This window comes from Mycobacterium sp. (genome assembly GCF_050701515.1).
In the GTDB taxonomy this organism is placed as follows: domain Bacteria; phylum Actinomycetota; class Actinomycetes; order Mycobacteriales; family Mycobacteriaceae; genus Mycobacterium.
Genome location: NZ_JBOGDB010000236.1, coordinates 1 through 3,786, shown reverse-complemented (window position 1 = coordinate 3,786; position 3,786 = coordinate 1). Strand labels below are relative to the sequence as shown.

Below are 3,786 nucleotides of genomic sequence, written 5' to 3'. Positions count from 1 at the left end.
GTCCTCGAGCGGCCGCCCTTCGGTGTGGCGGTGGCGGCGGGCGTTGCCGTACTGACCCTGCTGGCCCAGGTGCTGGTGGTGCGACCGCGGTTGACCCGCCGGTCTGACGCCGTGCTGTCCGGTGGGGATGGGCCGGGTCCGCGCTCGCGGGCGCACTGGGCCTATGTCGGCCTGGAACTGGTCAAGGTGGCCGCGCTGCTCATCGCGGGTGTCCTGCTGCTGGCATCGTGAGACGATCGCCGGATGCGGTTGGGATTGCAGGGGCTGGGCATCGGTAAGGGTGCCAGACGTCCGATCATCGACGCCGTCGCCGCCGCGGCGGACAAGGCTGGCTTCGCGACGCTGTGGGCCGGCGAGCACGTCGTGATGGTGGATACGTCGAAGTCCCGTTATCCGTACTCCGACGACGGGCGGATAGCGGTGCCCGCCGCCGCCGACTGGATCGATCCGTTGATCGGCCTCAGCTTCATCGCGGCGGCCACCTCGACGATCGGCATCGGAACGGGTGTGCTGCTGTTGCCCGAGCACAACCCGGTGTTGGTGGCCAAGCAGGCGGCCACGCTGGACGCGTTGAGCGGGGGCCGGCTCATGCTCGGTGTCGGCATCGGCTGGTTGCGGGAAGAATTCGATGCGCTCGGCGTCCCGTTCGAGCGTCGGGTGGCGCGCACCAAGGAATATGTCGAGGCGCTCCGCACGCTGTGGCGCGACGACATCGCCTCGTTCGACGGCGAATTCGTCCGCTTCGACTCCATTCGCGTGATGCCGAAGCCGGCACAACGTCGCCGCATTCCGATCGTGGTCGGCGGCAACAGCGACGCGGCGCTGGGGCGGGTGGTGGACTGGGGCGACGGTTGGTATGGCTTCAACCTCGCCGACGTGGACGCGGTTGCCGAACGCGTCGGCTTCCTGAAAACGCGGTGCACCGAGCGTGGCCGCGATCCCGGCGAACTGCGGCTGGCGGTCGCCCTGCGCGACCTGCAGCCCCGCGACGTGGCGCCGCTCGCCGCGCTCGGCATCGACGAGTTGGTGCTGGTCGAGGCGCCGCCGGGGGACGCCAGCGTCGCGGCCGACTGGGTGAGTGCGCTCGCCGACCACTGGATGTCGGCACTACCGTAAGGTAAACCTAGCCTCACTTCTGCTGTATTCTCGGCGGTCGATGACCGACATCGACGAGGCGCTCGAACCCGTCCTGCCGCGTGAGCTGACGTCGATTCCCGACGAGGTCCGCGAGATCGGCCCGCCGCCCACTCCGACCGTGCCCGAGCCGTACGGCATTCGTCTCGCCGACCCCGATCTCGACGCGGACATGATCTCGGAATGGATGAACCGGCCACATCTGGTGCGGGCGTGGGAGTACAACTGGCCGCCGTCGCGCTGGCGGCGATACCTGCGCGCCCAACTAGACGGCGACTACTCGCGCCCGTTTATTGGCAGCCTGCACGGCGAAGATGCCGGCTATATCGAACTCTACCGTGCGGCAAAGGATTCCATCGCGACACGGTACGCGGCAGACCCGCATGACATCGGCCTGCACGCCGCCATTGCCAAACTGAGGATCGTCAACCGCGGGATCGGCCCCTTTCTGTTGCCCCACGTTGTTACCAGCGTGTTCGAACACGAACCGCGTTGTCGCCGAATCATGTTCGATCCCGACCACCGCAACACGGCTGCGCGTCGGGTGTGCGAGGCCGCGGGATGCACCTTCCTCGGTGAGCACGAGATGGGCAACCGGCGAATGGCGCTGTACGCGTTGCCGCGTTCGCCCGCCGACGTTCCCGACATCGGTTAACGTCGCCAGCATGAAACGGCTGCTCTGGATTGTCGGGATCGTGATCGTCGTGGTCGTCGCCTTGGTGGCGGCGGGACCGTGGTTGTATCGCGAATTCATTGCCGGGGAAGCCGATCCAGAGTTGTCGCTGCCCACCCAGACCCAGGCGGCGACCACCGACATCAACGGCACCTGGACAGTGGTGCCCGGTCGGACCGACGAGGCCAACCACACCCAGGCGGGCTACCGTGTCGACGAAGTGCTGCGGGGTTCTGCACTTACTGTCAACGGGCGAACCACCAAGGTGTCCGGCGAGGCGATGGTGGCCGCGTCGAAGCTGGAGACGGCGGCATTCACCATCGACGTCGCATCGATTGCGTCGCCGGAGAGCTCGCGCGACGACCAGTTCCGTGGCATGGACATCATGGACGTCGAGAAGTTCCCGACCGCCGACGTTCGGGTCGCCCAGCCGGTCGACCTGGCGGCGGTACCCGAAACCGGAGCATCGGTGACCGTCGATGTGCCGGTAGGCATGACCATCAAGGGCGTCACCCGCGACGTGACCGCGAAGGTAGACATTCAGCGGGCCGGTGACACCGTCATCGCAGCCGGCTCCGTCCCGGTGAGCTGGACCGACTTCGGCGTCACGCCACCGGTTTTCGCCGGGTTCGTCAAGGTGCAACCAACGGGAACGATCGAGTTCCTGGTTAATCTGGCCAAAAAGTAACCCGCGACCTGTCAGTACAGGTGGCGGGCCAATCGGGTGTCTCCGCGGCGAGCCCCGGCGTCGATGGCCACCAGCGCGGGAACCAGCTCGCTGGTCACCAGCCCGTGGCGGGCGGTGAGCTGGTCGATGATGTCGAAACTGTGCGCGATCCGCTCCGGGGTGTCGACAACGATGGTGGTTACCGGCACCTGGCGGGCCAGCTGAATCAGCTTGTCGCCGTGCGGTTTATCGGCTTCGTGGAATCCCCACACGGCTCGTAGCGCGGTGGCGCCGGTCGCAGCACCGGACTCACGCAGCCGCCGGACGATCGCACGATGGATGGGCACGCCGTCGTGCAACGCCGCCTCGGAGGTGTAGACCATCAGTTTCTGCCACAGCGCGCGCCCGTCGTTGTCGGTCGGCGGCAGAGCCACGGGCCGCTCCAGCAACTCGCCGTCGCGCTTGCACAGCTGCGCGCGCTCAACCGTGAGCAACGGTGGGTCCAACAGGCCGTGCAGTTCATCGACGGCCGCCCCGACCTGTGCGCCGGTGCCGATGCCGATGATCATCAGCGGTACGTCCACATTGCGACTGAAGAAGCGGGCCCGGCGACGCTGGCCCCGGGCGGTGCCGTCGACACCGAGGAAGGCCGATGCGCCGGCGAATCCGTGCCGGTGTAACACCTCGCACACTGCGACGTAGGCCGGGTTTCCAGACACCCGATGCCGGCGGCCGACGTACACGGTGAGCTTCGCTGCGTCGGGTACCGGGTGATCGGAGCCGCCGCCCAGGCGGGCGCGTTCGAGGGTGACCAATCCACGCGACGTCATCGCGACAACCTGGTCGGCCAGGCCGGCGATCTTGTCGGCCGTGTCTACCGCGGCGATGGCGACGGGTGGATCCTCCGACATGCTCAGGGACTCGTCGGTGCGGACCACATGATGCGGCCCGAAGCTGGCGATGCCGCGCAGCATCACGCTGGTCGCCACCTCGCTGGCGCCGTAAAGGTCCAGCAGCGCCTCGGCCAGGAAGCCGTCCCGACTGCGAAGTCGCTCGGCGAAATACGTGGTCAGCTTGAGGTACTCAGCGCTCACAGCCGGCCTCCGATCCACTGCCCGAACCAGGCCGCCGCCAACCCGAGCGCGACGCTGACGACGATGTTGGCAATCGCCGGCCACCATTGCCGCTCCTCGCCGAGCCGCTGGGTTTCGAGCATCCAGGTCGAGAACGTGGTGTAGGAGCCGACCAGCGCGGTGCCTGCCAGCAGCGCGGCATGCGGGTTCAGGGCCAGCCCGGACAGCAGCCCGAGCAC

General features: G+C 67.6%; 5 protein-coding genes and 1 pseudogene. 4 read left to right on the top strand and 2 right to left on the bottom strand.

Annotation, left to right across the window (positions count from 1 at the left end):
• From ACRDU5_RS18265 to ACRDU5_RS18250, 4 genes and pseudogenes are all read left to right on the top strand, one after another.
• Positions 1 to 231 (top strand): annotated as a pseudogene (locus tag ACRDU5_RS18265) (hypothetical protein); the annotation flags it as partial.
• A gap of 12 nt (positions 232 to 243) precedes the next feature.
• Positions 244 to 1,116, top strand: a complete 873-nt coding sequence (locus ACRDU5_RS18260) for an LLM class F420-dependent oxidoreductase (RefSeq protein WP_526616118.1) — start codon at positions 244 to 246, stop codon at positions 1,114 to 1,116.
• A gap of 40 nt (positions 1,117 to 1,156) precedes the next feature.
• Positions 1,157 to 1,789, top strand: a complete 633-nt coding sequence (locus ACRDU5_RS18255) for a GNAT family N-acetyltransferase (RefSeq protein WP_526616117.1) — start codon at positions 1,157 to 1,159, stop codon at positions 1,787 to 1,789.
• Positions 1,790 to 1,799: 10 nt separating this feature from the next.
• Entirely contained in the window at positions 1,800 to 2,495 is a 696-nt protein-coding gene (locus ACRDU5_RS18250; protein WP_526616116.1) for a YceI family protein, read from the top strand.
• 11 nt (positions 2,496 to 2,506) lie between these two features.
• Here ACRDU5_RS18250 and ACRDU5_RS18245 read toward each other — a convergent pair whose 3' ends face one another.
• Together ACRDU5_RS18245 and crcB are read right to left on the bottom strand one after the other, a co-directional pair.
• Positions 2,507 to 3,568 (bottom strand): DUF190 domain-containing protein, encoded by a 1,062-nt coding sequence (locus ACRDU5_RS18245; protein WP_526616115.1) that lies wholly within the window; start codon positions 3,566 to 3,568, stop codon positions 2,507 to 2,509.
• Positions 3,565 to 3,786: fluoride efflux transporter CrcB (crcB, locus tag ACRDU5_RS18240; protein ID WP_526616113.1), on the bottom strand; the 222-nt coding region annotated here is incomplete at its 5' end. The genes crcB and ACRDU5_RS18245, both read right to left, overlap by 4 nt.